22 protein-coding genes are annotated in these 22,620 nt (G+C 59.3%); 10 read left to right on the top strand and 12 right to left on the bottom strand.

Annotated elements, in window-relative coordinates; translation table 11 throughout:
* From HMPREF3011_RS11535 to HMPREF3011_RS11690, 7 genes are all read right to left on the bottom strand, one after another.
* The coding region (locus HMPREF3011_RS11535; RefSeq protein ID WP_305764132.1) for a DnaB-like helicase N-terminal domain-containing protein at positions 1-890 on the bottom strand (890 nt) is incomplete at its 3' end.
* Between the two features lie 736 nt (positions 891-1,626).
* Positions 1,627-2,079 carry a 50S ribosomal protein L9 gene (rplI, locus tag HMPREF3011_RS10790; RefSeq protein WP_005511982.1) on the bottom strand — a complete coding sequence of 151 codons (453 nt, stop codon included), beginning with the start codon at positions 2,077-2,079 and terminating at the stop codon, positions 1,627-1,629.
* A 100-nt stretch (positions 2,080-2,179) separates the two neighbouring features.
* A complete protein-coding gene (locus tag HMPREF3011_RS10785) occupies positions 2,180-2,746 on the bottom strand; it encodes a single-stranded DNA-binding protein (RefSeq protein WP_005511984.1) in 567 nt (188 codons plus the stop codon).
* A gap of 121 nt (positions 2,747-2,867) precedes the next feature.
* Entirely contained in the window at positions 2,868-3,155 is a 288-nt protein-coding gene (gene rpsF, locus HMPREF3011_RS10780; RefSeq protein ID WP_005511978.1) for a 30S ribosomal protein S6, read from the bottom strand.
* Between the two features lie 311 nt (positions 3,156-3,466).
* Positions 3,467-3,658 (bottom strand): hypothetical protein, encoded by a 192-nt coding sequence (locus HMPREF3011_RS10775; protein ID WP_049181968.1) that lies wholly within the window; start codon positions 3,656-3,658, stop codon positions 3,467-3,469.
* Positions 3,659-6,139, bottom strand: coding sequence for a transglycosylase domain-containing protein (locus tag HMPREF3011_RS10770; RefSeq protein WP_070841517.1), 2,481 nt, complete (start codon positions 6,137-6,139; stop codon positions 3,659-3,661).
* Positions 6,140-6,150: 11 nt separating this feature from the next.
* Positions 6,151-6,522, bottom strand: coding sequence for a DUF5318 family protein (locus tag HMPREF3011_RS11690; RefSeq protein ID WP_224786660.1), 372 nt, complete (start codon positions 6,520-6,522; stop codon positions 6,151-6,153).
* Between the two features lie 272 nt (positions 6,523-6,794).
* On the opposite strand from HMPREF3011_RS11690, the gene HMPREF3011_RS10765 reads away from it, so the two are divergent.
* The 4 genes from HMPREF3011_RS10765 to HMPREF3011_RS10750 all read left to right on the top strand — a co-directional run bounded on the left by HMPREF3011_RS10765 (position 6,795) and on the right by HMPREF3011_RS10750 (position 10,446).
* Positions 6,795-7,880: an inositol-3-phosphate synthase gene (locus HMPREF3011_RS10765; protein WP_016421706.1), complete on the top strand. Its 1,086-nt coding sequence runs from the start codon at positions 6,795-6,797 to the stop codon at positions 7,878-7,880.
* Between the two features lie 522 nt (positions 7,881-8,402).
* Positions 8,403-8,894, top strand: a complete 492-nt coding sequence (locus HMPREF3011_RS10760; protein WP_038627058.1) for a MarR family winged helix-turn-helix transcriptional regulator — start codon at positions 8,403-8,405, stop codon at positions 8,892-8,894.
* A 159-nt stretch (positions 8,895-9,053) separates the two neighbouring features.
* The gene (locus HMPREF3011_RS10755) at positions 9,054-9,986 is read left to right on the top strand and encodes a universal stress protein (protein ID WP_070841516.1); all 933 of its coding nucleotides are present in this window, start codon (positions 9,054-9,056) and stop codon (positions 9,984-9,986) included.
* A 43-nt stretch (positions 9,987-10,029) separates the two neighbouring features.
* Positions 10,030-10,446 (top strand): hypothetical protein, encoded by a 417-nt coding sequence (locus HMPREF3011_RS10750; protein ID WP_038627061.1) that lies wholly within the window; start codon positions 10,030-10,032, stop codon positions 10,444-10,446.
* Positions 10,447-10,602: 156 nt separating this feature from the next.
* Here HMPREF3011_RS10750 and leuS read toward each other — a convergent pair whose 3' ends face one another.
* Complete coding sequence (leuS, locus tag HMPREF3011_RS10745; RefSeq protein WP_038627063.1) at positions 10,603-13,521, bottom strand: leucine--tRNA ligase; 2,919 nt, start codon at positions 13,519-13,521, stop codon at positions 10,603-10,605.
* Positions 13,522-13,581: 60 nt separating this feature from the next.
* On the opposite strand from leuS, the gene HMPREF3011_RS10740 reads away from it, so the two are divergent.
* The 4 genes from HMPREF3011_RS10740 (at position 13,582) to HMPREF3011_RS10725 (ending at position 17,416) form a co-directional block, all read left to right on the top strand.
* On the top strand, positions 13,582-14,193 hold the full coding sequence (locus HMPREF3011_RS10740) for an SdpI family protein (protein WP_038627065.1): 612 nt from the start codon (positions 13,582-13,584) through the stop codon (positions 14,191-14,193).
* A 71-nt stretch (positions 14,194-14,264) separates the two neighbouring features.
* Positions 14,265-15,248, top strand: coding sequence for a bile acid:sodium symporter family protein (locus HMPREF3011_RS10735; protein WP_038627067.1), 984 nt, complete (start codon positions 14,265-14,267; stop codon positions 15,246-15,248).
* A 108-nt stretch (positions 15,249-15,356) separates the two neighbouring features.
* Entirely contained in the window at positions 15,357-16,487 is a 1,131-nt protein-coding gene (locus HMPREF3011_RS10730) for a DUF695 domain-containing protein (protein WP_016421714.1), read from the top strand.
* Between the two features lie 14 nt (positions 16,488-16,501).
* Positions 16,502-17,416 carry a hypothetical protein gene (locus tag HMPREF3011_RS10725; protein ID WP_224786659.1) on the top strand — a complete coding sequence of 305 codons (915 nt, stop codon included), beginning with the start codon at positions 16,502-16,504 and terminating at the stop codon, positions 17,414-17,416.
* Positions 17,417-17,469: 53 nt separating this feature from the next.
* Here HMPREF3011_RS10725 and HMPREF3011_RS10720 read toward each other — a convergent pair whose 3' ends face one another.
* From HMPREF3011_RS10720 to HMPREF3011_RS10705, 4 genes are read right to left on the bottom strand one after another with little or no spacing between them, the layout of a single operon-like run.
* A complete protein-coding gene (locus HMPREF3011_RS10720) occupies positions 17,470-17,820 on the bottom strand; it encodes a branched-chain amino acid transporter permease (protein ID WP_038627068.1) in 351 nt (116 codons plus the stop codon).
* Positions 17,817-18,593 carry an AzlC family ABC transporter permease gene (locus tag HMPREF3011_RS10715; RefSeq protein WP_052155556.1) on the bottom strand — a complete coding sequence of 259 codons (777 nt, stop codon included), beginning with the start codon at positions 18,591-18,593 and terminating at the stop codon, positions 17,817-17,819. Before HMPREF3011_RS10715 ends, HMPREF3011_RS10720 begins: the two co-directional genes overlap by 4 nt.
* Positions 18,594-19,235 (bottom strand): YqgE/AlgH family protein, encoded by a 642-nt coding sequence (locus tag HMPREF3011_RS10710; protein WP_038627070.1) that lies wholly within the window; start codon positions 19,233-19,235, stop codon positions 18,594-18,596.
* Positions 19,235-20,677, bottom strand: coding sequence for a CCA tRNA nucleotidyltransferase (locus tag HMPREF3011_RS10705; protein ID WP_070841515.1), 1,443 nt, complete (start codon positions 20,675-20,677; stop codon positions 19,235-19,237). Before HMPREF3011_RS10705 ends, HMPREF3011_RS10710 begins: the two co-directional genes overlap by 1 nt.
* A gap of 169 nt (positions 20,678-20,846) precedes the next feature.
* Between HMPREF3011_RS10705 and HMPREF3011_RS10700 the strand changes: the two genes are divergently transcribed.
* Positions 20,847-21,695: an NUDIX hydrolase gene (locus HMPREF3011_RS10700; RefSeq protein ID WP_070560012.1), complete on the top strand. Its 849-nt coding sequence runs from the start codon at positions 20,847-20,849 to the stop codon at positions 21,693-21,695.
* Between the two features lie 6 nt (positions 21,696-21,701).
* Positions 21,702-22,620 (top strand): DUF6049 family protein (locus HMPREF3011_RS10695; protein ID WP_246821533.1); only part of this gene is annotated, 919 nt, incomplete at its 3' end.

Here is a 22,620-nt window from a genome sequence, read left to right as displayed (position 1 = left end):
CCCACACCCGGGCGAGCCGCAATAATCACCATCTGACCTGGGTGAAGACCGTTTGTCAGCTTGTCCAGGTTGGTAATCCCCGTCGGCACACCCTGCGCCAGACCGCCGTTTTGGGTAATAAGATCCAGTTCCTCCAGCGTGTCATCCAGGACATCGGCGATGGGAACGTAGTCATTCTTCGTGTTCTCACGTCCAACACTGAAGATGAGCTGCTGCGCCTCATCCACCAGCTGCTCCGGCTCCGTGTCCTCCGCGCCCGCATAGCCGATCTGGGCGATCTTCGTGCCGGCCTCTACCAGGCGACGGATTGTCGCCTTCTCCGCAACAATGCGGGCATAGAACTGCGCATTCGCCGCCGTTGGCACCAGGGAGGCCAAGGTGTGCAGGTACAGCGGACCACCGATGCGCTCCAGGTCTCCAGTTCGATCCAGACGACCTGCCAGCAAAATGGGGTCAATTTCCGAGGACTCACCGTAGAGGTGCAAAATCGCCGAGTAAATCGTCTGGTGCGCCGGTCGGTAAAAATCCTCCGGTGTCAGCTGCTCGTACACATCCGCAACGACCTCTGAGTTCAGCAGCATCGCGCCGAGCACACTCTGCTCCGCCTCGATATTGTGCGGCGGCGTGCGCTCAAAAGTCGCGCCAGCGACCGCACTCGCACGAGCGCCACGACCACGGTCTCGCTCCCAGTCCCGCGCCCCAGATCCGCTTGCCGACGATCCGTTGCCCGAGCTCTGCGAGAAAGAATACTCCTCCGGTGGAGCATCCTCTACCGGCGGTTCCGGGGGCAGCGGAACGTCATCGAAAGAATCATCGTGGGAACTTACCGAGTAGGACGACGCCTCGTCCCCTGCTCCTGAATGACCACCATCACCTACAGGCTGACTCATCGTGAGCAGCTCCTCCCCTTCTGGACCACTTAGGTGCCTTTTCAACCCTGTTGCTGACTGACCGTCACATTCAATATGTCTGTTCCGACCGCCAGCACTGGACACCTGACTACCTACCGCAGTTATACCTGTTCGAGCGGATTGACGGACCTGTAAAAGTACCCTTGAAGGCCCCAGAAAACAATCTTCTACGGCGTTTATCCCCGAAGTTATCCACAGCACCTGTGGATAGGCCTGGGGAGAACATGTGCACAATCAAGAAAAGTCCAGGTGAACGGTCCGTAACCCTAAACCGCCGCTTGAATGTTAACGGGGGTAGCGGAGTTTCAACCCGAAAATATTCTATCTACGCAGGTCAGTACATATTTGCCTTAATCCTGCACAAATGTAATCCTCTGTTGCCCTTTTAGCATCGATGCTGCTCATGCGGAGATTATTAACGATGAATTAATAAAAATCTCGCGTTCTCCAGAAAAGTTATCCACGGCAGCCAGGCAAGTTACCCACAGGTTTATCCACAACAATCATCGTTAGCCTGTGGACAAGTCGTAGATGCTCTTTCCAGCACCTGCGTAAAAGGCTTTAAGCCAGCCTTAAACCACGAAAAGCCCCGACCTTTCACTACGAAAGATCAGAGCTTCACGTGTGCTGTTGTCATTGGGCCTCAGAGCCCGCGCACATCCTTAGGCGCGGCGCTCGTCGGCCGCCGTCAAAGTAAAAACTTTAAACCGCGAACTTACGCGGCGACGACCTGTACGGAAACATGCGCGGTAATCTGCGGGTGCAGCGCGATGTCAACGGTGTGCTTACCAAGGGACTTGATCTGGCTCGGAGCAAGCACGACTGCGCGCTTGTCGATAGCCTGACCGGAAGCCTTACGAACTGCATCGGCGATGTCACCCTTGGTGACGGAACCGAACAGCTTGCCATTTTCCGAAGCCTTCACAGCAACGGAGACGTTGTCGAGCGAATCAATCTTCTGCTTGACTTCACGTGCATGGTCGAGGTCGCGGATAGCGCGAGCCTCCTGGGCACGACGAATGCCCTCGATCTGCTTTTCTGCGCCGCGGGTGGCAACAATTGCCAGTCCGCGAGGAAGCAGGTAGTTACGTCCGTAGCCGGCCTTGACCTCAACGATGTCGCCTGCGACACCGAGCTTGTCAACGTCGGCGGTGAGGATCAGCTTCATGATCCCTGCCTTTCGCTGGATATGTCTTTAAAAGATTATGAGAATTGTGGATGCTAAATCTGCTGCAAACTAGTCACGTAGTGCCGTGGCTGGAAGGAGCTTAGAACGGAGGCTCATCGCCGCCGAAGCCGCCACCGGCCGGAGGAGCTGAGTTCCACGGATCTTCCGCAGGAGCTCCGCCACCAAAACCGCGATCACTCTGTCCACCCTGGTTGCCTTGGTTTCCACCAAAGCCACCGCCGAAACCACCACCGGCATTTCCACCTTGGCCGCGGTTACCGCCGCCAAAGTTTCCACCGCCGTTGCGTGGAGTGCGCGTGACCTGAGCTCGAGCGAACTTCAGGGACGGACCCACCTCATCGACCTCAACCTCAAAGACGGTACGACGCTCGCCCTCGCGGGTCTCGTAGCTGCGCTGGCGCAGACGACCCTGGACGATGACACGCATGCCCTTGGAGAGACTTTCGACAGCGTTCTCCGCTGCCTCACGCCACAGGCTGCAGGTGAGGAACATGCCCTCGCCGTCAACCCACTGGCCATCTCGGTACACCCGCGGAGTCGACGCGACGCGGAAATTCGCCACGGCGGTGCCGTTCTGGGTGTACTTAAGCTCCGGGTCAGCAACCAGGTTGCCAACCACTGTGATTTGTACGTCTCCCTGAGCCATGCTTCTTCTCCTCGGTTGTATTCTGTCGAGCTGATGATGGGGCTTTCGCCCGCTATCCTACGGCTTTCGCATTACCGGTGTGCCCCATTCGAGCACTCTGGATACGCAAATATGACGCAGATTAACGATCAACCCGCAGCACCTTGGTGCGCAGGATGCTGTCGTTCAGATTCAGACGACGGTCGAGTTCCAGCACGGTTGCGGACTCGCAGGTGAGGTCGACGACAACGTAGATGCCGTCTTCCTTCTTCTCGATCGGGTAGGCGAGGTGGCGCTTACCCCAGATGTCCACCTTCTCCACCTTGCCGTTCTCCTTGCGGACAACGTCGAGGTACTTCTCCAGGGACGGGCCTACGGTGCGCTCATCCTGAGACGGATCGATAATAATCATTACTTCGTAGTGACGCACGGACCTCATCACCTCCTATGGTCTAGTTCTTGTATTTCGGCTACACAGCGTGGTGCGCTGGCACTATCTTTCATGCCAGCCGCTATGCAGCAGGAGGATCGTTGCGTCAAGCAACCCTGCCAGGGTACCGCAGGCAGAGGTATATGTCCTAATCGCAGGCGCCGTCGGCAAGCAGTACTGGCAAGCGGCGTCGGGGCGCCGAATTCAAAGAGACGCACACAGAGCTACTGCGTGCGTCTCTTTAAATTGTGAAGTTGTCGCGTGCTTGGTGGGCAGTTAGCGCTCTAACAACTAACTATCAGGCCTGCGTCCTACATTGCTGTCGAGGAAGCATGCGCCAACGCAATAATCACCGGAATGACTGTCGCGAACAGGAAAGCTGCCAGACACAGAACCCAAATGATTGCTGTTTTCCACTTCTGCATGAAGCCCCAAAAAGCCGTGCCGAACATCAGGAAGCCAATCGCGACGCAGACGATGGTGAAAATCACCCACGTATCCACTTACTGTCCACCCCCAGAGTTACCAGGGTCTCCGCCGCCTTCATTGCCACCACCGAGACCACCGCCCCCTGGAAGCGGGATGGGCAGCAGGTCAGCGATTCCGCCACCGCCACCACCGCCGCCGTCGCCGCCCGGAAGCGGAAGTGGTGCAGGCTGCTCATTGGAGGACTCAGGGGTCGACTCCTCGGATGACTCCTGTTCGGTGGTCTCCGGGGCATAGTCCTGGCCATAGTTAGAGTCAGAGGTCGACGGCGCCTGGTACTGCGGTGCACCTGCGACACCGCCGATTGGTTCCGGCTTAGTGAAGTACTCAAAGTCCTCGTTAGCCAGTGCGTTATCCATGGTGTACTTCCACAAATCACCCGGGGTTTGGGCACCATACATGACTCCACCGTAGGAGTTGTAGAGCGCCGAACCATCGACGTTGCCAACCCATACTGCGGTCGACAGCTGCGGGGTCGAACCAATCATCCACGCATCCTTGTTCTGGCCGGTGTCACCCAACTGCGTAGTACCGGTCTTGGCAGCCGACGGGCGACCACCGCCCAAAGGCTTGTTACTGTAGCCCGCAATGGGCTCCATGGCTGATATCACGTTGGTGGCCACTGCCTTAGAGACTCGACGGTCACCCTTGTCGGCATTGGACTCGTAAACGATCTCACCCTTGGAGTTTTCGACCTTCTCTACGAAGTGCGTCTGCTGGTAGACGCCGTCATTAGTCAGCGTAGCCAGACCAACAGCCATATCCAGCGGACGTGAGAGGTACTGACCCAGGGTGATGCCGTCCTGCGAGTGGCCATTGTCATCCATCAGAGTCTTTTCAATACCCGGGATCGACTCGGCCACACCCAGGCGATGAGCCATCTTGGCGGTGTCATCCGGGCCATTCTTCAGGTCACGCTGCAGGCGAATAAACGGGGTGTTCAGCGACTGCTTCAGGGACTCGTAAATCGGGAGAACACCACCGCCGGCGCCACCGGAGTTGTACAGAGTAGCGTTACCGGACTGGACAGGTGCCGAAGAGTACTGCGCGGTCAGAGGAATGCCCTGATCAAGCGCTGCTGCCAGCGCAAAGATCTTGAAAGTAGAACCGGTCTGCAGACCGCTGTTCGCGTAGTCCCAACCAGTCGGATCATCGCCACCGTAGTAGGCGCGGACAGCACCGGTCTTCGGCTCCACCGAGACGATGGCGGCGCGCAGACCTGTTGACTGGTCGACGTAGTTCTCCATCGCATCCAGGGCAGCCTGCTGCACCGTCGGGTCAATGGTCGTCGTAATGCGAAGGCCGCCAGTGTTGACCTCCTGCTCGGAGATTCCCTCGCGCTCCAACTCAGCCAGCACCTGATTCTTAATCATGGCAGCCGGGCCGGGCTCCGGAGCCTGCTTCGGCGCCAACGCCGGATCGATGGTCTCCGGGTACTGCATTCCCGCGCGGTCCTGCGGCGAGACGATGTTCATCTCCACCAGGCCATCGAGGACGTAGTTCCAACGCTGCTCCGCCTCTGGACGGTTAGTCCACGGATCCAGTGCGGATGGACGCTGAATCGAGGCCGCCAGCACAGCACCCTCTTCGGCATTCAGCTCACCGACTTCCTTACCGAAGTAGGCCTTCGACGCTGCCGCGATACCGTATGCGTTACGACCAAAGTAAATCGTGTTGAGGTAGGCCTCAAGGATTTCGTCCTTAGTCCACTCCCGCGCCATCTTCGCCGACATCACCAATTCCTTGGCCTTACGGTTCAGCGTGCGCTCATTGCCCACCACAGCATTCTTGACGTACTGCTGCGTAATGGTCGATCCGCCACCGGCACTGGAATTACCAGTCACGACTCCCAGAGCCGCACGGCCATAACCGGTCAGGGAGAAACCCGGGTTGGTATAGAAATCACGATCCTCGGCTGCCAGCACTGCATTGCGTACAGCATCCGGCACCTTGTCGATTGTGATGTTGCTTCGGTTACCGCCCTCGGGGACGATGCGCGTGATTTCCTTTTCACCAGTACGGTCATAAATCACCGCAATCTGGCTATTGGCCAACTCCTCTGGCTCCGGCACGTCCGTTGTCGCATAAGCAACACCGAACACAACTACCGGCAACAGCACGACCAACGCCACGGCTAGACCGAGCCACGCTAAAATTCGCCGCTTATTATCAGTCGGCTGTTCTTCCTGTGCCATCGAGCTTTCCTCTTCATGGTCATCTGGTTCATGGTCATCTGGGGCGTACTGCCCCTTCGCCGGGTCCAGCTCGCTTGCCGACGTCATCTCTGAATCGGTGGCCAGACCCTCGTCATTGCCACCGACCGAAACAGCATCAATGCTGTCGCTGGAATCGTCGTCAAGCGATGCGTCATCGGAGCGTGCGTGCGTATTGAAGGAATCAGCATCCGGCTGATCCCACCACTCGTCTGATGAATTAGAACCCTGGCCCTCGTGAGGGCTGTTAGGACCGCCTGGGCTATCGGGTCGATCATTGCTCACGGGTGCTCTCCCTAGTTTTCTGACTCTTCTCGAGCTGCCTGAAGTGTCCGGGTCAGGAAACTCCACTTGCAGTCGGGGCACACCTCAACTTCTTTGACGGTGCACGAACCATATTCATTAACTATTGCGGATAATTCGTTTTCAGTACAAGCAGAGCCGGAACGACGGCCCAAGTTTTCTCCGAACACCCAGAATACGAGTCGGAGATGGAATTTGCGACATACTGGGCACTCTTCCTGGGACTTTCTGCCGTGAAAACGCGCGGCAGCGACCAGCCGAGCATCGGCATCACAGAGTGATTTCCGTGAAATCTCCCCTACACGCCACTGCTCCAATAACTGCTTCTTGAGCAAGGAGTGATCAATCTCGCCCTGCCATGTCATCACGAAGACAGATTAGCAGGCTCGTGCGGGCTGGTTTCACCCCCGCTTTATCGGTAAACACATGCCCCCTCACGGTTCGGGCATCGGCAAAAAACGCATAAAGGTATAACGTCACGCTCGTTACCTCAATGCGCGCGCCCACTCACGGCCGCACCGCTGGCGCAAGGTCCTGGTGCGGGGTTCTGATGCTAGGTCTTGATGCGAGTTCCCGGTGTGAGTTCCCGGCGCGAGGTCAAAGCCTCCGAGCACATAGTTTCAAGGAGAATTACTAAATGAGTTCAATTCGCGTCGCTATCGTCGGCGTCGGCAACTGCGCCTCTTCCCTGGTGCAGGGTGTCGAGTTCTACCGCGATGCAAAGCCCGATGAGACCATTCCTGGCCTCATGCACGTCGTCTTCGGCGACTACCACGTCTCCGATGTCGAGTTCGTCGCAGCTTTCGACGTTGACGACAAGAAGGTCGGCAAGGACCTCTCCGAGGCCATTGTTTCCTCCGAAAACTGCACCATCAAGATTGCCGATGTCCCGACTCTCGGCGTTGAGGTTCAGCGCGGCCCGACCCTGGACGGCGTTGGCAAGTACTACGCGGACACCATCGACGAATCCCCGGCTGAACCGGTCGACGTAGTTCAGGCGCTGAAGGACGCCAAGGTCGATGTCCTGGTCTCCTACCTGCCGGTCGGTTCCGAGCAGGCCGACAAGTTCTACGCACAGTGTGCCATTGACGCTGGTGTGGCCTTCGTCAACGCCCTGCCGGTCTTCATCGCATCCGACCCGGAGTGGGCCAAGAAGTTCGAAGACGCGGGCGTTCCGATTGTCGGCGACGATATCAAGAGCCAGGTCGGCGCAACCATCACCCACCGCGTCATGGCCAAGCTGTTTGAAGACCGCGGTGTTCGCCTCGAGCGCACCCTGCAGCTCAACGTCGGCGGCAACATGGACTTCAAGAACATGCTCGAGCGCGACCGCCTCGAGTCCAAGAAGATCTCCAAGACCCAGGCTGTCACCTCCAACCTCACCGGTCCGCTGGCCGGCAAGATCGATGACCGCAACGTCCACATCGGCCCGTCGGACTGGGTGGACTGGCTGGATGACCGCAAGTGGGCCTACGTCCGACTCGAGGGCAAGGCCTTCGGCGAGGTGCCGCTGAACCTTGAGTACAAGCTCGAGGTCTGGGACTCCCCGAACTCCGCCGGCATCATCATCGATGCTGTTCGCGCGGCCAAAATCGCCAAGGATCGCGGCATCGGCGGCCCGGTTTACGCCGCTTCTTCCTACCTGATGAAGTCCCCGCCGAAGCAGCTTGCCGACGATGTTGCGCGAGCACAGCTCGAAGCATTTATTAAGGGCGAAGACTAAAAGGTACAAGCACTCAAAAGTACAAGCGAGCAGCTCCGAGAGCATGTTCCTTGAAAAGCGCCAGCCGGTTACCCGTGCAGTAGACGCTGGCGCTTTTGTGCTCCTCTATCCCCTATCCTCCCCGTTTCCTTCCACGCCCTCCTCGCCCTACTCGCTGCTGCGCCCACCTCGTCCCTGCCATGGATGCGTGCGCTGCAGTCGTCGTAAAGCTGACAGCAATACATCCGAGAGGATTGATTCGCGAGATATATCGCAAGCCGAAAGTATTCGCGAGAGTAGCCGGATGGCTACCTCCAAGCCAACGTTCTAAGTACAGAAGAAGTGACACTTTAGGGGGTTTCTGCCAGCGCCGAAAAAACCTTATACGCAGATAGGTTTAATGCTTTGTACTGGGGTTTTAGATGATCGATGGAGGATTCCTAATGATTTCATTGCCGAAATCACCAGTTGTAGAAAAATAAATAGCACCCCAAATAAATTTCGTATTGGCAACTAGCGCTGTTCGCATATAACATCGTCGCTATGACATTATCTTCGGGCTCGATTGGCAATCCTAATGCCGTTACTCCTCTGTCGCTCGCTAAGCGCATTCGCCCTCTCCTGACTCGCGCTGAGCTGCTCTACAGCCGCCGCTCCTCGGAGTCCCAGCTCAGTCGTGCGCAGCTGTCCATCATGATGACCCTGGAGGCACTGGGCGCCTGCCGTATCAGCCAGTTGGCTGAGGCCGAGGCCATCCGCATGCCCACCGCCTCCAACGCCGTGCACCACTTGGAGGTCGCCGGCATGGTGGAGCGCGTCCGCGACAGCAAAGACCGCCGTGGCGTCCGCGTTGAACTGACCGACCGTGGCCGTGAAGAACTGCACCGTGTTTCTGAAGAGCGCAATCAGCAGATGGCTGAAATGTTCAGCACGCTGACCCAGGAAGAGCTGGAATTTGGCGCTGGTCTTGAGACGATTCTGTCCAAGATTCTCGAAAACTACCCGGAGCATCCAAAGACAAACCCAAGCGTCTAGTCTCTTTTTCAGCTTAGCCCTGCCCTCTTTAAGCCCACAGGCAGGGTACATAGCTTTTACACGTCATCAGTGCCGTTTTATATATGCCCGCCTATCCACGTAGGCTATTACCCAGAAGCACCACTTGGATATTTCTGAGTAATCACAGGAGGATTAGCGATGGCTTCCCGCCCGCTTCGTATCATGATTGCGTGGCGTCCAGGCGAGTACGGCACCGAAACGCTTGCTTACGCCGCTTGGTTAGCTCGCACCACGAAGGTGCAGATTCGCATCGTCAGCGCACTGTCGCGCGGCTGGCCGCTGACCTCACTGGCTCGGCTGAGCACCAATGACTCCTGGGTTGCCCACGAAACCGAGTCTCTTGAAAAAATCATCAAGGATGAGCTAAAGCTCGCTGGCCTGCGCAAGGGCATGCTTGACGACGATGCCGTGCGGATCATCGAATCCTCCAGCGAATCTACAACTATCTGCAACGAGGCCGAAGAATTCGAAGCTGATATGGTTCTGCTTGGCACGCGCCGAAGCAATACCAAGGACTGGGCCGCCAAGAACCGCAGTCGCTTTACCGCGGGGTCGACTTCGGATGCGCTGCTGCACTACTCGCCAACTCCACTGGGGCTGGCTATCCCCGGCGCGAAACTTTCTAAGCATGGTGTGACCCGTGTCAGCATTTGTTACATTGACACTCCGCAGTCGCACCACGCATTGAATAAGGCTGCTGACCTGGCACACCGTTGGGAAGTTCCCCTGCGTCTGGTCTCGTTTACGCCCCGCGGTGCGACCATGTACCCGACGGAGAACGGCTACGGCCCCTCCTCGGACCTGATGATTGAGTGGCGCGAGCAGGCGATGGGGCTGCTCGACCGCGGTACCGACCGCGCGCATACCCGTTCCCCAGATCTGTCCATCGATGCGGACGTGGCCTCCGGCAACGGTTGGGAAGAGGCCATTCAGTCCATCAAATGGAAGAAGGGGGACTTGCTCGTTTTGGGTTCGTCTACTCTTGGCCCATTCGGACGAATCTTCATCGGATCGTCGACTAACCACATCGTTCGCCACAGCCCGGTGCCAATGCTGATTACTCCGGCCTAGTATGGCAAGCACATCAGAAGGGATTTAGAGGCGAGGGGAGCAGATGGTGGATAACGCACCGGGGCACAGTAAACCGGAGCGCAGCGAGGATGAAATCTTCGACGAGCTTGAGCGCAAGATGTATTCCGGCAGGCGCGCCTACATCTACACCGCGGGTGTGATTCTTACTACGCTGCTCGCGGGCCTCATTATCGGCATCGCTGGCGCGATTGTCGGTGGCCCCACCTGTGATGCGGATAAGTCCAGCTTCCTCTGCTCCCGCACGTGGGAGATTCTTTTTCCCGTTGTTCCAGGCGTAATCTCCCTGGTTGGCTGCCTTTTTGGTTTCTGGCAGACCTACGTGGAGTGGAAGAACTTCCGCAACTGGCGCCCGTGGCTCGCCATGTGCTGGGTGCTCATGCCCTTCACTTTGATGTGGATGCTCTCCACATTCGGCGTCCTGATTCTGGGCGTTAAGTAGGGGTAAGAGGCGGCCAGCCTCGACGCCACCCTCTTGAGGTTTTTGCGAGAACGCCTCAAGCGAGAAAGTGTCTGGGCTTATGGCAAATTTGAGCCGATTTTAGGCCTTAAACTGCCATAACCCCAGACACTTTCTTGTACGCACTGGCCTCCCTGGCTACTTCTTCACAACCAGGTTGACCATCTTGCCCGGAACGACAATGACCTTCACGATATTGCCACCGGCGCTCTCCACCGCTGCGACAACCTTTTCGTCGGCACGCGCGACGGCCTCGATATCCTCGCGGGAAGCATCGGTAGCCACGTCAATGCGGGCACGGACCTTGCCGTTGATCTGAACTGGCAGCTCAACGGTGTCATCGACCAGCCACTTCTCGTCAACTGCCGGCCACGGACCGTGCGCCAGGGACTCGGAGTGGCCGAGGCGGCTCCACATTTCCTCCGCGATGTGCGGTGCCACCGGGCCCAGCATGAGAGCCAGCGGCTCCACAGCGGCGCGCGGTGCACCGGCCGATCCGTAGGTCTTGGTCAGGTAGTTGACGTACTCAATGAGCTTTGCGACGGCCGTGTTGTCACGCAGTTCTGCGTAGTCAGAGGTAACCCCTTCCACGGTGCGGTTGAGCGCCTTGAGGTCGTCGTCGGAAAGCGCTGCGTCCGTGACGGCGAGCTCACCGGAGTCCTCATTGACCACCAGACGCCAAGCGCGCTGGAGGAAGCGCTGCGAGCCGACCAGGTCCTTCGTCGCCCACGGGCGGGAAGTGTCGAGTGGGCCCATGGCCATTTCGTAGACGCGCAAGGTGTCGGCGCCGTAGTTGTCGCAGACCTCGTCGGGGGAGACGGCGTTCTTCAGAGACTTGCCCATCTTGCCGTACTCCTGGAAAACCTCCAGGTCAGAGCCGTCTTCGGCGCCACCTGGAATGAAGAACTTACCATCGCGCTCAACTACCTGATCCGCCGGCTGGTAGACACCACGAGCATCGGTGTAGGCGTAGGCCTGAATGTAGCCCTGGTTGAACAGACGGCGGTACGGCTCCTTGGAGGTCACGTAGCCGAGGTCGAAGAGGACCTTGTGCCAGAAGCGGGAGTAGAGCAGGTGCAGCACCGCGTGCTCGACGCCGCCGACGTAGAGGTCGACGCCGCCTGGATCGTCCTTGCCGTGCGTCTCCGGACGGGGGCCGGTCCAGTAGCGCTCGTTTTCCAGGTCAACGAACTTTTCAGCGTTGTTCGGGTCGATGTAGCGCAGCTGGTACCAGGAGGAACCTGCCCAGTTCGGCATGACGTTGGTGTCTCGGCGGTACTTCTTCTTGCCGTCTCCGAGGTCGAGCTCGACGTTGACCCAGTCAGTGGCCTTGTCCAGTGGGGCCTTTGGCTCGGTGTCGGCATCGTCCGGGTCGAATGTGACCGGCTTGTAGTCCTCGACCTCCGGGAGCTCGACCGGAAGCATGGACTCGGGCAGTGCGTGGGCGTGACCGTCCTCGTCGTAGACGATGGGGAAGGGCTCGCCCCAGTAGCGCTGGCGGGCGAACAGCCAGTCGCGCAGCTTGTACTGGACCTTCTCGTGGCCAGTACCTTCCTTCTCCAACCACTCAATGACGGTGGCGATGGCGGTGTCCTTGTCCAGGCCATTGATGTCCAGGCCGGAGTCATTGGCGGAGTTCACGCACGTACCGTTACCGACGTACGCCTCCTTTGCAATGTCACCGCCTTCAACGACCTCGCGGATTGGCAGACCGAAGGCAGTGGCGAACTCGTAGTCGCGCTCATCGTGGGCCGGGACAGCCATGATGGCACCGGTGCCGTAGCCAATCAGGACGTAGTCGGAAATGAATACCGGCACCTGTTCGCCGCTGACCGGGTTGGTGGCGTAAGCACCCAGGAAGACGCCGGTTTTCTCCTTGTTCTCCTGGCGTTCCAGGTCGGACTTGGAGGCAATTGCGGCGCGGTAAACGGCGACGGCCTCAGCTGGGGTTTCCTTGCCGAAGGTCCAGCGCTCATCCACACCCTCGTAGGAACCGCTGCCGGCTTCGACCAGCTGATCCACCAGCTCGTGCTCAGGAGCGAGCACCATGTAGGAGGCTCCGAAGAGAGTGTCCGGGCGAGTGGTGAAGACCCTGATCTTGGTGGAGACCTTCGGGCCGACCTCAGCTGCGAAGTCGACCTCAGCACCGCGGGAGCGACCGATCCAGTTACGCTGCATGGACTTGACCTTGTCCGGCCAGTCCAGCAGCTCCAGATCATCGACCAGGCGGTCGGCGTAAGCGGTGATGCGCATCATCCACTGGCCCAGCCGCTTGCGGAACACCGGGAAGTTACCGCGCTCCGAACGACCTTCGGCGGTCACTTCCTCGTTGGACAGCACAGTGCCGAGGCCCGGGCACCAGTTGACCATCGAATTCGACTGGTAGACCAAGCGGAACTCATCCACAGCTTCGCGCTGCTCAGCCTCGCTGAGCTCAGCGTAGACGCGACCGTCCTTGGTAGCCATCTCGCCGGACTCCAACAGCGGAATCAGCTCATCGATACGACGGGCCTTCTTTTGATCCTCATCGAACCAGGCGTTGTAAATCTGCAGGAAAATCCACTGCGTCCACTTGTAGTAGTCCTGGTCAGTGGTCGCGAAAACACGACGGCGGTCATGGCCAAGCCCCAGGCGGCCCAGCTGGCGCTCCATGTTGGCGATATTCGCTTCCGTCGTCACGCGCGGGTGCGTACCGGTCTGGATTGCGAACTGCTCCGCCGGCAGACCGAAGGCGTCGTAGCCCAGGGTGTGCAGCACGTTTGCGCCCTGCATACGGTGGAAGCGCGCGAAGACGTCGGTGGCGATGTAACCCAGTGGGTGGCCTACGTGCAGACCGACGCCTGACGGGTACGGGAACATGTCCTGGACGAAAAGCTTGTCTTTCGGCGGAGTCGAGCCGTCGGCAGCTGCCAAATCGCCCACCGGGTTGGGGGCGTAGAAGGTGCCGTTATCTTTCCAATACGCCTGCCACTTTCCCTCTAGCTGAGTCGCCAGCTCGGGGGAGTAGCGGTATTCAGTGGCTTCTGCCGAGGACGAGGACTTTTCGCTGTTGGTCATGGTCTCACAGTCTAATAGGTGCGTTTGGCACGTGCCCAACCACCTATATAAATTGGAAGCATGATTGTCATCCCTGTAATTACCCTGGTTCTGGCTGTTTGCATAGCCGTTGTCGCTGGTTTGGCATGGTCGGCGAAGCTGCCGGGTAATAACTGGATTGGAATTCGTGCGCCCGAGGCTCGAAAGTCCCAGGAAAACTGGGATATTACGCACCGCGTTGCCGGGCCGCCGTGGGCTGTGTCCGCCGTCGCTTTCCTCGGCGCCGCCATGCTCGCCTTCCTCGCCATCCGCCCGGAGGCCTCTGGTTGGATGTGGCTGTGGTACGCCGTCGCTCTGCTCGCCGGTATCGCCATGCTCGGCGTTGGTGCGGCGATCGGCTCGCACACCATCGCGCTTTACGACGCCAAGGTCTCCGCGGAGTCCGGCTCCGGTTGTGGGTGCGGTGACGGTGACAGCGGCTGTGGCTGTGGCTCCGCCACCACTGATGCCGCCGACACTGCAGCTGATGATGCCTGCTGCTCCGACAACCCAGCAGCAGACTGCGGTGTCTCCGGTGGCTGCAGCTCCTGTGGCCTGGAAGGACTGTGCACGGACAAGGGCTCATCCGCGAATGCCGCTTTCAAGCCTGTGGACAAGGATGCGCTGCGCAAGGCAGCTGAGCAGAAGAAGTAAAAAATTATTGCAGAGAAAAGCTTCTGCAAAATAGTAAGACAACTTCTGGTTGCCCACTAAACTATTTGTCCATGTGGCAACGAATTGTGAGTTGGCGTCCAGATCCCCTCATCGTCGGTATCGTTGCTGCAGCGATACTGGCGATTTTTTTTCCTGCAAGCGGCACTACCGCTGAGGTTTTCAGCTGGGCAACGAAGATCGCCATCGGCTTCTTGTTCTTCCTCTATGGTGCGCGTTTGAGTCCGCAGGATGCGTTGGCCGGCGTTAAGCATTGGCGGCTGCACATAACCATTCTGGCTTTCACATTCGTGCTGTTCCCAATCCTCGGCCTGCTGATGAAACCCCTGGATTGGTTTCTCTCTCCTGGCCTCTACCTGGGCATTCTGTACATGACGCTGGCCCCGTCAACGGTGCAGTCGAGTGTGAACTTCACCTCCATCGCCAAGGGCAATGTCGCCGGCGCAATCGTCAGTGCCTCGGCTTCTAACCTGCTGGGCATCGTCGTCACACCGGTGCTCGTGATGCTGTTGATGGCCACTGGTGGCGGCGTTCATGTGGATTCGTCGGTGTTCTTGGATATTTCGCTGCAGTTGCTGCTGCCGTTCGCAATCGGCCAGCTCACTCGCCGTTGGACCCTGAAGTTTGCCGCCGCGAAGACGACTAAGAACGTTGACCGACTTTCCATCGCACTGGTTGTCTATGCCGCGTTCTCCGAGGGCATGGTGCAGGGCATTTGGTCGAAGGTGCCGGCCGGCGACATCGTCATCCTCTGTGTGCTCTCGGTAGTGCTGGTGGAATTCGTTTTGCGGCTGTCCGGTTTCGTCGCAAAGAAGATGGGCTTCGACCGCAAGGACCGCATTGCCATTCAGTTCTGCGGTTCGAAGAAGTCCCTGGCCACTGGCCTGCCAATGGCCGCCGTTATCTTCGGTGCCGATGCCAGCCTCTACATTTTGCCGCTGATGATTTTCCACCAGATTCAGCTGATGATCTGTGCGGTCTACGCCGCTCGCTGGGGCAAGGAAGCAGAAGCTGAGCCGGAGCCACAACCCGCTTAACGCGGTCTAGGGCATGGAACCGAGGGGCGAATCCGGCTTGGCACATATACTGGGGCGCACAACATAAGGTTCGGTTTTAAACGAGCAAACGAAAGTGTGAGATTCAGTATGGCTAACGAGAATCCGGCTCCATTCTCTCCGGAACAGCGCGCCGCAGAAGAGACCGCGATCAATGAGTTCTGGTCGTGGTGGAACTCTTTTGGCGCCGATGCGCTCGACTCTATGTTTAGTGTCCAACTCGGTATCGATGGTGCCCCGAACGCCGCCGATGTGGACATTATTGATGTCCAGAAGGAGGTCGGCGGGCGCATCGCCGCCATTAATGACCGGCTCATCTGGGGGTTTGAGGCTGGCGCTCCGTATTCTCGCCATCTTCTGACTGTGAGCGCTGCCGGCGATCCAGAGCTGCGCCCGGTCGCTCGCCGTTGGCTGGAGGCCGCGCCTGACGACGGCGCGGTGTGGTCTTTCACCGACCTCCGCCAGGCGGATCCGGCGATGAAGCTGTCGCTGGGGGATGTCGCAGCTACGTTGGTTGCACAGGGTGCTCTCGAGGCCGATGCTCCCGCCGAGGTCGATCCGGCAGACGCCCGCGTGGCTGTTAGCAGTGGTCATGGGGCAGTGGACGTTCGCCTATTCCACCCGCTGTTCCCGGCAATTGCTCAGTTGGAGGACGGTGAGCGCTTGGTAGCTCAGCTAGGTTTCACACTGCTGCAGCTGGCTCTGGGAGAGGAGGACTTCGGCCTGTGGCTGCGCGGTTTCGCCTTCGCTGGCGAGGAGCCGGAAGATGCTATCCCGCTACCGGAGCTGGGCGGTGTCGTCGAGCAGCTCGCGGAAGAGTGCCCGGAGTGGCTCACCATTGATGCCGAAGCCAACGGCCAGCCGCTCGTCGTCGCTACTCGCGCTCCGATTACGCAGCTGGTGAGCCCGACTATGACGCAGCATGTGCTGATTCAGCTCATGCTCGCTCACATTGACGACAAGGGCTTGCCGACGGACGAGTCGAAGGAATCCCTCTCCGAGTTCAATACCGCTGCCGCTGAAGCCATCGCTGAGGACAAGGGTATTTTTGTCGCAACTGAGCAGTCCGACGGTATGGCTCTGCTGCACTTCTTTATTGACCCGGCATCTGATGCGGAGGCGGGTCTGCGAGCTGTTGCGCAGACGTGGACCGACGGAGAGCACGTTGTCGACACCGCTTACGATCCAGCTTGGCAGCGCGTCGGCCACCTGCGCGTGTAGATTGGTTTTTTGTTATGAACGCTCGTCATCGTCTTACTCCGCGACCATCTCGCGCGATTCGCCTGGGGCTTACCGGTGTCATCGCTGTCACCAGCCTTCCGCTGGCAGCCGGGAACGTCGCTGCGGCTCCGCAGCCGAAACTGACTCCACAGGGCACTATTAATGCTCCGGGGCGCACCCAGATCAGCTTTACCCACACCCCGACCGGCGCTCACTACGGTACGGCCAACGAGAATGAAGCTCGTCCGGGGCTGTCGATTGTCAAGCTCTACATTGCCGACTACGTCTTCAAGCACGGCACCGAAGCGGACAAGGCGAAGGCCACACAGATGATTCGCTACTCCGATGACAACATTGCCAGCGAGCTCTACGGCCGTTACCCGGACTCCATTAACGCCACGGCGCGTGAGTACGGCCTCAGCAACACCCACGGTGCGGGCCACTGGGGCAATTCCACGACTTCCAGCGCTGACACCGTGAAGTTCCTGGAGGCCAAGAAGCGCGAGAACCCTTCCGACCCGGTGCTGGTTGCTATGAGCACCGCGTCACCTGTGGCAGCGGATGGCTACCGTCAGGATTACGGCACCGCCACGCTGCCTGGTGTTATTGGCACAAAGTGGGGTTGGTCCGATGACCGTCAGAGCGTTCACGCCTCGGCGTCCATTGGTCCTGACTTCAGCGTCGCTGCTAACACCTACGGCACCAAGGAAGCTCACACCAGCGATGTTCAGAATGCGTTCGGTGGCACGGTGGGCACTCCACCACTGCCTGGTCTGCCCGACAGCCCGAGCCTGCCCAACATCCCAGGCGTCCCGAATCTGTCCGAGAGCCCGAATCTCGGCGAACTACTGAACTTGCCGGAATCCCCGCAGCTGCCGCAGATTCCGGGGCTGCCGAACTTCACAGGCCAGGTACCGGCGCAGTTCTAGCCACTGACCGCTAGCCGCTGGCACCGTCTCACACAGCGCTTACGCAGCGCACCTCACGCGACAAGGTTCACGAGGGCCATATACAGCGCCGTGCCTACGAATATCGAGATCACGGTGTTGCGCCGCCACCAGTGCAGGAAGATGGTGACGACCAGCGCCACAGGCACGGCCCAGGCAGCGCCGGGGTCGCCACCCTCACCGCTGAGCCCCAACCGTCCAAAGACGGTGTAAACCACCAGCGCCATCATGACTCCAACAGGCATGGTCGTGCCGAGGAATTCGAACAGGGGAGAGCCCTTCAGGGTCCGCACGAACGCAAACGGCAGTGCGCGCAACGCAACTGTCACTGCGCCCATCGCAAAGAGCGCGGCTAGCACATAGCCGGAATCGGGCATCGCGGTCATGCTCGCTCTCCCTCCGTTACACGCTGATTGCTTGACGACGTCATGCGCATCACCCGATCTACTCGTGGTGACCACACGCGCAACAGCAGCATGCCGAAGTACATCAACAACCCGATGACCAGCATCTGGTTCGGGTTAATCAGCCACCCGACCAACGTGCAGACGATAGCGGCCAGGGGCAGTGACCAATCCTTGGAGGTCTCAAACGCGTCCATGGCCAGCACCGTAAAGAGCGCCACCAGTGCGAACTCGGCACCGCGGATCCCTTCGGGCAATGCTGCACCGGTTAGCGCCCCGACAATACCGGAGCCCACCCACAGCAACTGGCAGAGAATCTGAATCGTCAGCAGGCGGCGGCCCGACATCTTTTCAGCCGGATTTGCCGCAGAGACGATGGCATACGACTCGTCGGTAAGCGCGTATGTGGAGTATGCGCGGCCGAGACGAGACTGTATCCGGTCGCGGGGGAACGTCAGCCCGTAGAAGACGTGGCGGAAGTTGACCATAAACGAGGTCACGGCACAGCCGAGCAGACCCGTATGGGCCATAACCAGGCCGACAGCGAGGAATTCCATCGACCCCGCGTAGACCACGAAGGAGAAGATGGGTGCCCACCACCAACTTAAGCCAGTCTGTGCGATGAGTAGGCCGAATGCGAGCCCCAGCGGAATGAGACCCATGCCGACGGGCAGTGTCTGCCGAATGCCGGCAGCTATGTCGCTGCGGTCACTAGTTGCGGCACTGTTTCCTTCGGCATTGATGTGCTCACTCATCTAGTTGTCACGTACATCTACGGGGTAGGTGCCATACAGCGGCAGCGGCCAGGGCTGACGGCGCATGCAATCACCCCAGATGTCAGCGGCAGCAGGCGCGAGTACATCAGAGGGCAGGGCAGGGGCGACGTACCAATCACCGCGATCGAGCTCTTCTTCCAGCTGCCCCGGATCCCAGCCCGCGTAACCGGCGAAGATACGCGCGCCATCGATGCGGTCGCGTACATCCTCCGGCTCCGCGCCGAGGTTGACCAGCGCAAACCTATGGGCGATGCGTTCCATCAGCGGTGCACCGGTAATACTGTCGGTCTCCTCTGGGAGGGTAGCGCCATTTCGCACCACACCAATGCAGATTGGCTGCGTCTGGTTGACCGGACCCCCGACGTAGAGCACCGGCGGCTTAGTCATCAGTGACGCCCAGGGCTCGAGCACATTGTGCACAGGCGTCTGCGAACGCTGCGTGAGATCGACACCAAGGGTGCCGTGCTCATCGTGTTCAATGAGGAAAATCACCGAACGAGCGAATTCCGGCGAGAGCATGCCGGGTGCTGCGAGCAGCAGCATACCGGCGGCCGGGTCGTTGCGCTCGAGGCTGGTAAAAAGCCGGTCGCCATAGAGATTTTCCGGATTAATCGATGCCATTAGCTCTCACTTTCGCTTTCAGCCTGCTCACCGGACTGCTCGTACCACCATTTCTTCAGCGCCAAGATAGCATCCTCACGCTCCAGCGGACCGGACTCCAATCGCAGCTCTTTCAGGTAATTCCAGGCCTGTCCGACTTCCTTGCCAGGCTTCAGGTCCAGAATTTCCATGATTTCGTTGCCGTCCAGATCGGGGCGGACGCGTGCGAGGTCCTCCTGCTCAGCGAGCTCCTTGATTCGCGCTTCCAGGTTGTCGCAGGCTCGTGCGAGGCGTGCTGCTTTACGACGGTTTCTCGTCGTGCAGTCGGCCCGCACGATTTTGTTGAGTCGTTCCAACAAATCTCCGGCGTCGTTGACATAACGTCGCACCGCTGAGTCCGTCCACTTGCCTTCGCCATAGCCGTGAAAGCGCATGTGCAAGTAGACCAGCTGGGAGATTTCATGGCTGATCTTCTTCGGAAACTTCAACTTGCGCAGGCGGCGTCGCACCAGCTTCGCACCGACGACCTCGTGCTGGTAGAAGGTGACATTGCCCTGCTCGTTGTAGGCGCGGGTAGCGGGCTTACCACAGTCGTGCAGCAGTGCCGCCCAGCGCAGCACGAGGTCCGGTTCACCGGGTTCTTCCTGGTCAATGGCCTGCCGCATGACCTGCAGGGAGTGTTGATAGACATCCTTGTGCTGGCGGTGTTCATCCTGCGTCATGCGCGTATCGGAAATCTCCGGCAGCACGCGGTCGGCCAACCCCGATTCCACCATCAGGTCGATACCACGGCTGGGATCTGCCCCCAGGATGAGCTTGTTCAGCTCAGTGGAGATGCGCTCAACCGTGATGCGGTCAATTTCGCTGGACATTTCCTTCAACGCCTTGAGTACGCGCGGTGCCACGTCGAACCCGAGCTGGGATGCGAAGCGGCAGGCACGCAGCATGCGCAGGGGATCATCGCCAAAGCTGACCTCCGGCGCCCCCGGGGTGTCCAAGACACCCGCGACAAGATCCTCGAAACCTCCGAGCGGGTCGAGGAAGGTGCGAGTGCCGTCGCCATGCAGTTCAACGGCGATGGCGTTACAGCGGAAGTCACGGCGGATTAGATCGCCTTCCAGCGTGTCGCCGAAAGTGACCTCCGGATTGCGACTGACCTGGTCGTACGTATCCGCACGGAACGTGGTGATCTCCACCTGACGGCCATGCCGCTCTGCGGACAGCGTGCCAAATTCAATGCCGGTATCCCAGACAATGTCCGCCCAGTCATCAAGAATCGCGCGCGTCACCTCCGGGCGTGCGTCGGTGGTGAAATCGAGATCCACGCCCAGTCGCCCTAAGAGAGCATCGCGCACAGAACCGCCCACAAGGTACAGACGATGGCCAGCTGCACTAAACGCAGCTGCCAGCGAATCGAGAATCTCCGACTCCTTGGCAATCGCCTGATCCGCCACTGCCAGCATTGCCGTCCTGCGCACCTGTGGGTCCGCATCAGCAGCCGCCGGAGTAGCGCCGTGAGGTGTAGTCGCCCCGGGCTGGTCACCATTTGTCGTTGAAGGAGTCGATTGTGTCACGACCGACACAATACCCGCTTATACCTATAAACCCGGTAGTCTAAGTGGAATGAACAACGTGGTACGCAATGACAACTCGGCGGCGAAGAGCCGTCGACGTCGTCGGCGACCGCGCAGAAGGGGTGGCGCTTCCGCGTCCACCAACACCAATAGCGCTACTACCAGCGGAAATTCCGCAAAACGTAGTGGCTCCAGTGCCAATGGCCCCAAATCGGCCAAGCCAAACTCCGGTGGCGCCAAGAAATCTTCCAAATCACCGAAGTCGGCACGACCCTCGAAGCAGTCGAACAACCGCGGTGGCCGTAAGAGCGGTCAGGATAGGAACAATCGCCGTCGTCACGCACAGACGAAGCGCACGAACAATCGCCGTGCGCACTCGTCACGCGCGCAAAATGCAGCGCCGATGCAGACCTCGATTGAGACTTCGGCGGGCGGACTGGTCGTCTCGGGGCTTGCTGAGGCGGTCGGCGATGGCGGCAAAGTCAACCTGTCACGGATTTATGTCGCGCTGATTGGTCGGCACGATCGTCGCGGGCGCCTGCTGTGGTCGATGCCCAAGGGCCATGTCGAGCCCGGCGAAGCTTTCGATTCCACCGCCGAACGTGAGGTGTGGGAAGAAACGGGCATTCGCGGCGAGGTCATCGAGGAGCTCGGTGTGATTGACTACTGGTTTGTCTCCGATGGCACGCGGATTCACAAGACCGTGCACCATCACCTTCTGCGCTATGTCGATGGCGATTTGAACGACGAAGACCCCGAGGTCACTCAGGTCATGTGGGTCCCGGTAGACACCCTGGTGGAGCGGTTGGCCTACGCTGACGAACGCAAACTGGCCCGGCGCGCGCACAATCTGCTGCCCGATCTCGCCCGCGCGGAAAAGCGAGCAGGCCGGCAGACGCCGAGGTGATTGCGCATGTTCAGGTTGCAGTTGCCAAGGAATGTTGTTCGTAAAGTCACGGCCGCCACCGCAGCGCTCATACTGTGCTTGCCGACGACCGTTGCGCCCCCAGCTTTTGCGCAAGATGAGCAGTTGTGGGGCAGTGGTGCCAATCGAGTCGGTGAACAGGGACCCCTTCGGCTTTCGATAACCAGCTTCACTCCGCATGTCGCGGCTCTACATTCGACACTGACCATCAAGGTGCAGGTGCACAACACCTCCGACGCGGATATCAGCAATGTTGCGCTGCGCCCACAGCGGGCCGGCGCACTAGCTTCCTCTGCAGATGCGCGGACGATTCTCGCTGAGCCTGAATCGGTGTTTGATGTGGCTGGGACCTTCAGTGCCCCCATCGAGCTGAAAGCGGGCGAGACGCGTGAGGTTACGCTAAGTGTTCCTATCTCCGCACCGGCCCCAGAAGGACTCGACATCACGGAAGCCGGCACGTTTCCGCTGCTCATCAACGCTAACGGGCAACCGGCAGATGACATCGACCGCCTGCTGGCGGAAACACGCGCACTGCTACCGGTGACGGATTCGCAAGCCGCGGGTGATGAGCCGGAACCGCCTGCCGGCGATGAGAACGACAACGATGAGACCGACAATTCCGATGCGCCCACCCGCCGTGACCCAGTGCCGTTTTCGCTGATTTGGCCCATCAGCCAGCCAGTGCCAGTGGTCGGCGGTGAGACCGGTGACGCACCCTCGTCGCCGAATCTCATCCTCACCGACAATTCTTTGGCCGAATCTCTTGAACGCGGTGGCCGCCTCGACGGTTTGCTCACCTCGTTGGAAAAAGGCTTTGCCGGCCCCGATGGGGAGAGGTTGCGGGAATCGACATGCATCGCCATCGACCCGGAGACCCTCGATGCAATCTCCCGGATGACCCGTGACT

This window comes from Corynebacterium sp. HMSC074C04 (genome assembly GCF_001838295.1).
In the GTDB taxonomy this organism is placed as follows: Bacteria; Actinomycetota; Actinomycetes; order Mycobacteriales; family Mycobacteriaceae; genus Corynebacterium; species Corynebacterium amycolatum.
The sequence above is the reverse complement of the archived record's forward strand: the minus strand, read 5'-3'. Positions and strand labels throughout refer to the sequence as shown.

Bases quoted from the DNA above. Each gene is read 5' to 3' on its own strand.
- rplI (WP_005511982.1), bottom strand. From the start codon at position 2,079: ATGAAGCTGATCCTCACCGCCGACGTTGACAAGCTCGGTGTCGCAGGC.
- HMPREF3011_RS10785 (WP_005511984.1), bottom strand. From the start codon at position 2,746: ATGGCTCAGGGAGACGTACAAATCACAGTGGTTGGCAACCTGGTTGCT.
- HMPREF3011_RS11690 (WP_224786660.1), bottom strand. From the start codon at position 6,522: ATGACATGGCAGGGCGAGATTGATCACTCCTTGCTCAAGAAGCAGTTA.
- HMPREF3011_RS10765 (WP_016421706.1), top strand. From the start codon at position 6,795: ATGAGTTCAATTCGCGTCGCTATCGTCGGCGTCGGCAACTGCGCCTCT.
- HMPREF3011_RS10760 (WP_038627058.1), top strand. From the start codon at position 8,403: ATGACATTATCTTCGGGCTCGATTGGCAATCCTAATGCCGTTACTCCT.
- HMPREF3011_RS10755 (WP_070841516.1), top strand. From the start codon at position 9,054: ATGGCTTCCCGCCCGCTTCGTATCATGATTGCGTGGCGTCCAGGCGAG.
- HMPREF3011_RS10750 (WP_038627061.1), top strand. From the start codon at position 10,030: ATGGTGGATAACGCACCGGGGCACAGTAAACCGGAGCGCAGCGAGGAT.
- leuS (WP_038627063.1), bottom strand. From the start codon at position 13,521: ATGACCAACAGCGAAAAGTCCTCGTCCTCGGCAGAAGCCACTGAATAC.
- HMPREF3011_RS10740 (WP_038627065.1), top strand. From the start codon at position 13,582: ATGATTGTCATCCCTGTAATTACCCTGGTTCTGGCTGTTTGCATAGCC.
- HMPREF3011_RS10735 (WP_038627067.1), top strand. From the start codon at position 14,265: ATGTGGCAACGAATTGTGAGTTGGCGTCCAGATCCCCTCATCGTCGGT.
- HMPREF3011_RS10730 (WP_016421714.1), top strand. From the start codon at position 15,357: ATGGCTAACGAGAATCCGGCTCCATTCTCTCCGGAACAGCGCGCCGCA.
- HMPREF3011_RS10725 (WP_224786659.1), top strand. From the start codon at position 16,502: ATGAACGCTCGTCATCGTCTTACTCCGCGACCATCTCGCGCGATTCGC.
- HMPREF3011_RS10720 (WP_038627068.1), bottom strand. From the start codon at position 17,820: ATGACCGCGATGCCCGATTCCGGCTATGTGCTAGCCGCGCTCTTTGCG.
- HMPREF3011_RS10715 (WP_052155556.1), bottom strand. From the start codon at position 18,593: ATGAGTGAGCACATCAATGCCGAAGGAAACAGTGCCGCAACTAGTGAC.
- HMPREF3011_RS10710 (WP_038627070.1), bottom strand. From the start codon at position 19,235: ATGGCATCGATTAATCCGGAAAATCTCTATGGCGACCGGCTTTTTACC.
- HMPREF3011_RS10705 (WP_070841515.1), bottom strand. From the start codon at position 20,677: ATGCTGGCAGTGGCGGATCAGGCGATTGCCAAGGAGTCGGAGATTCTC.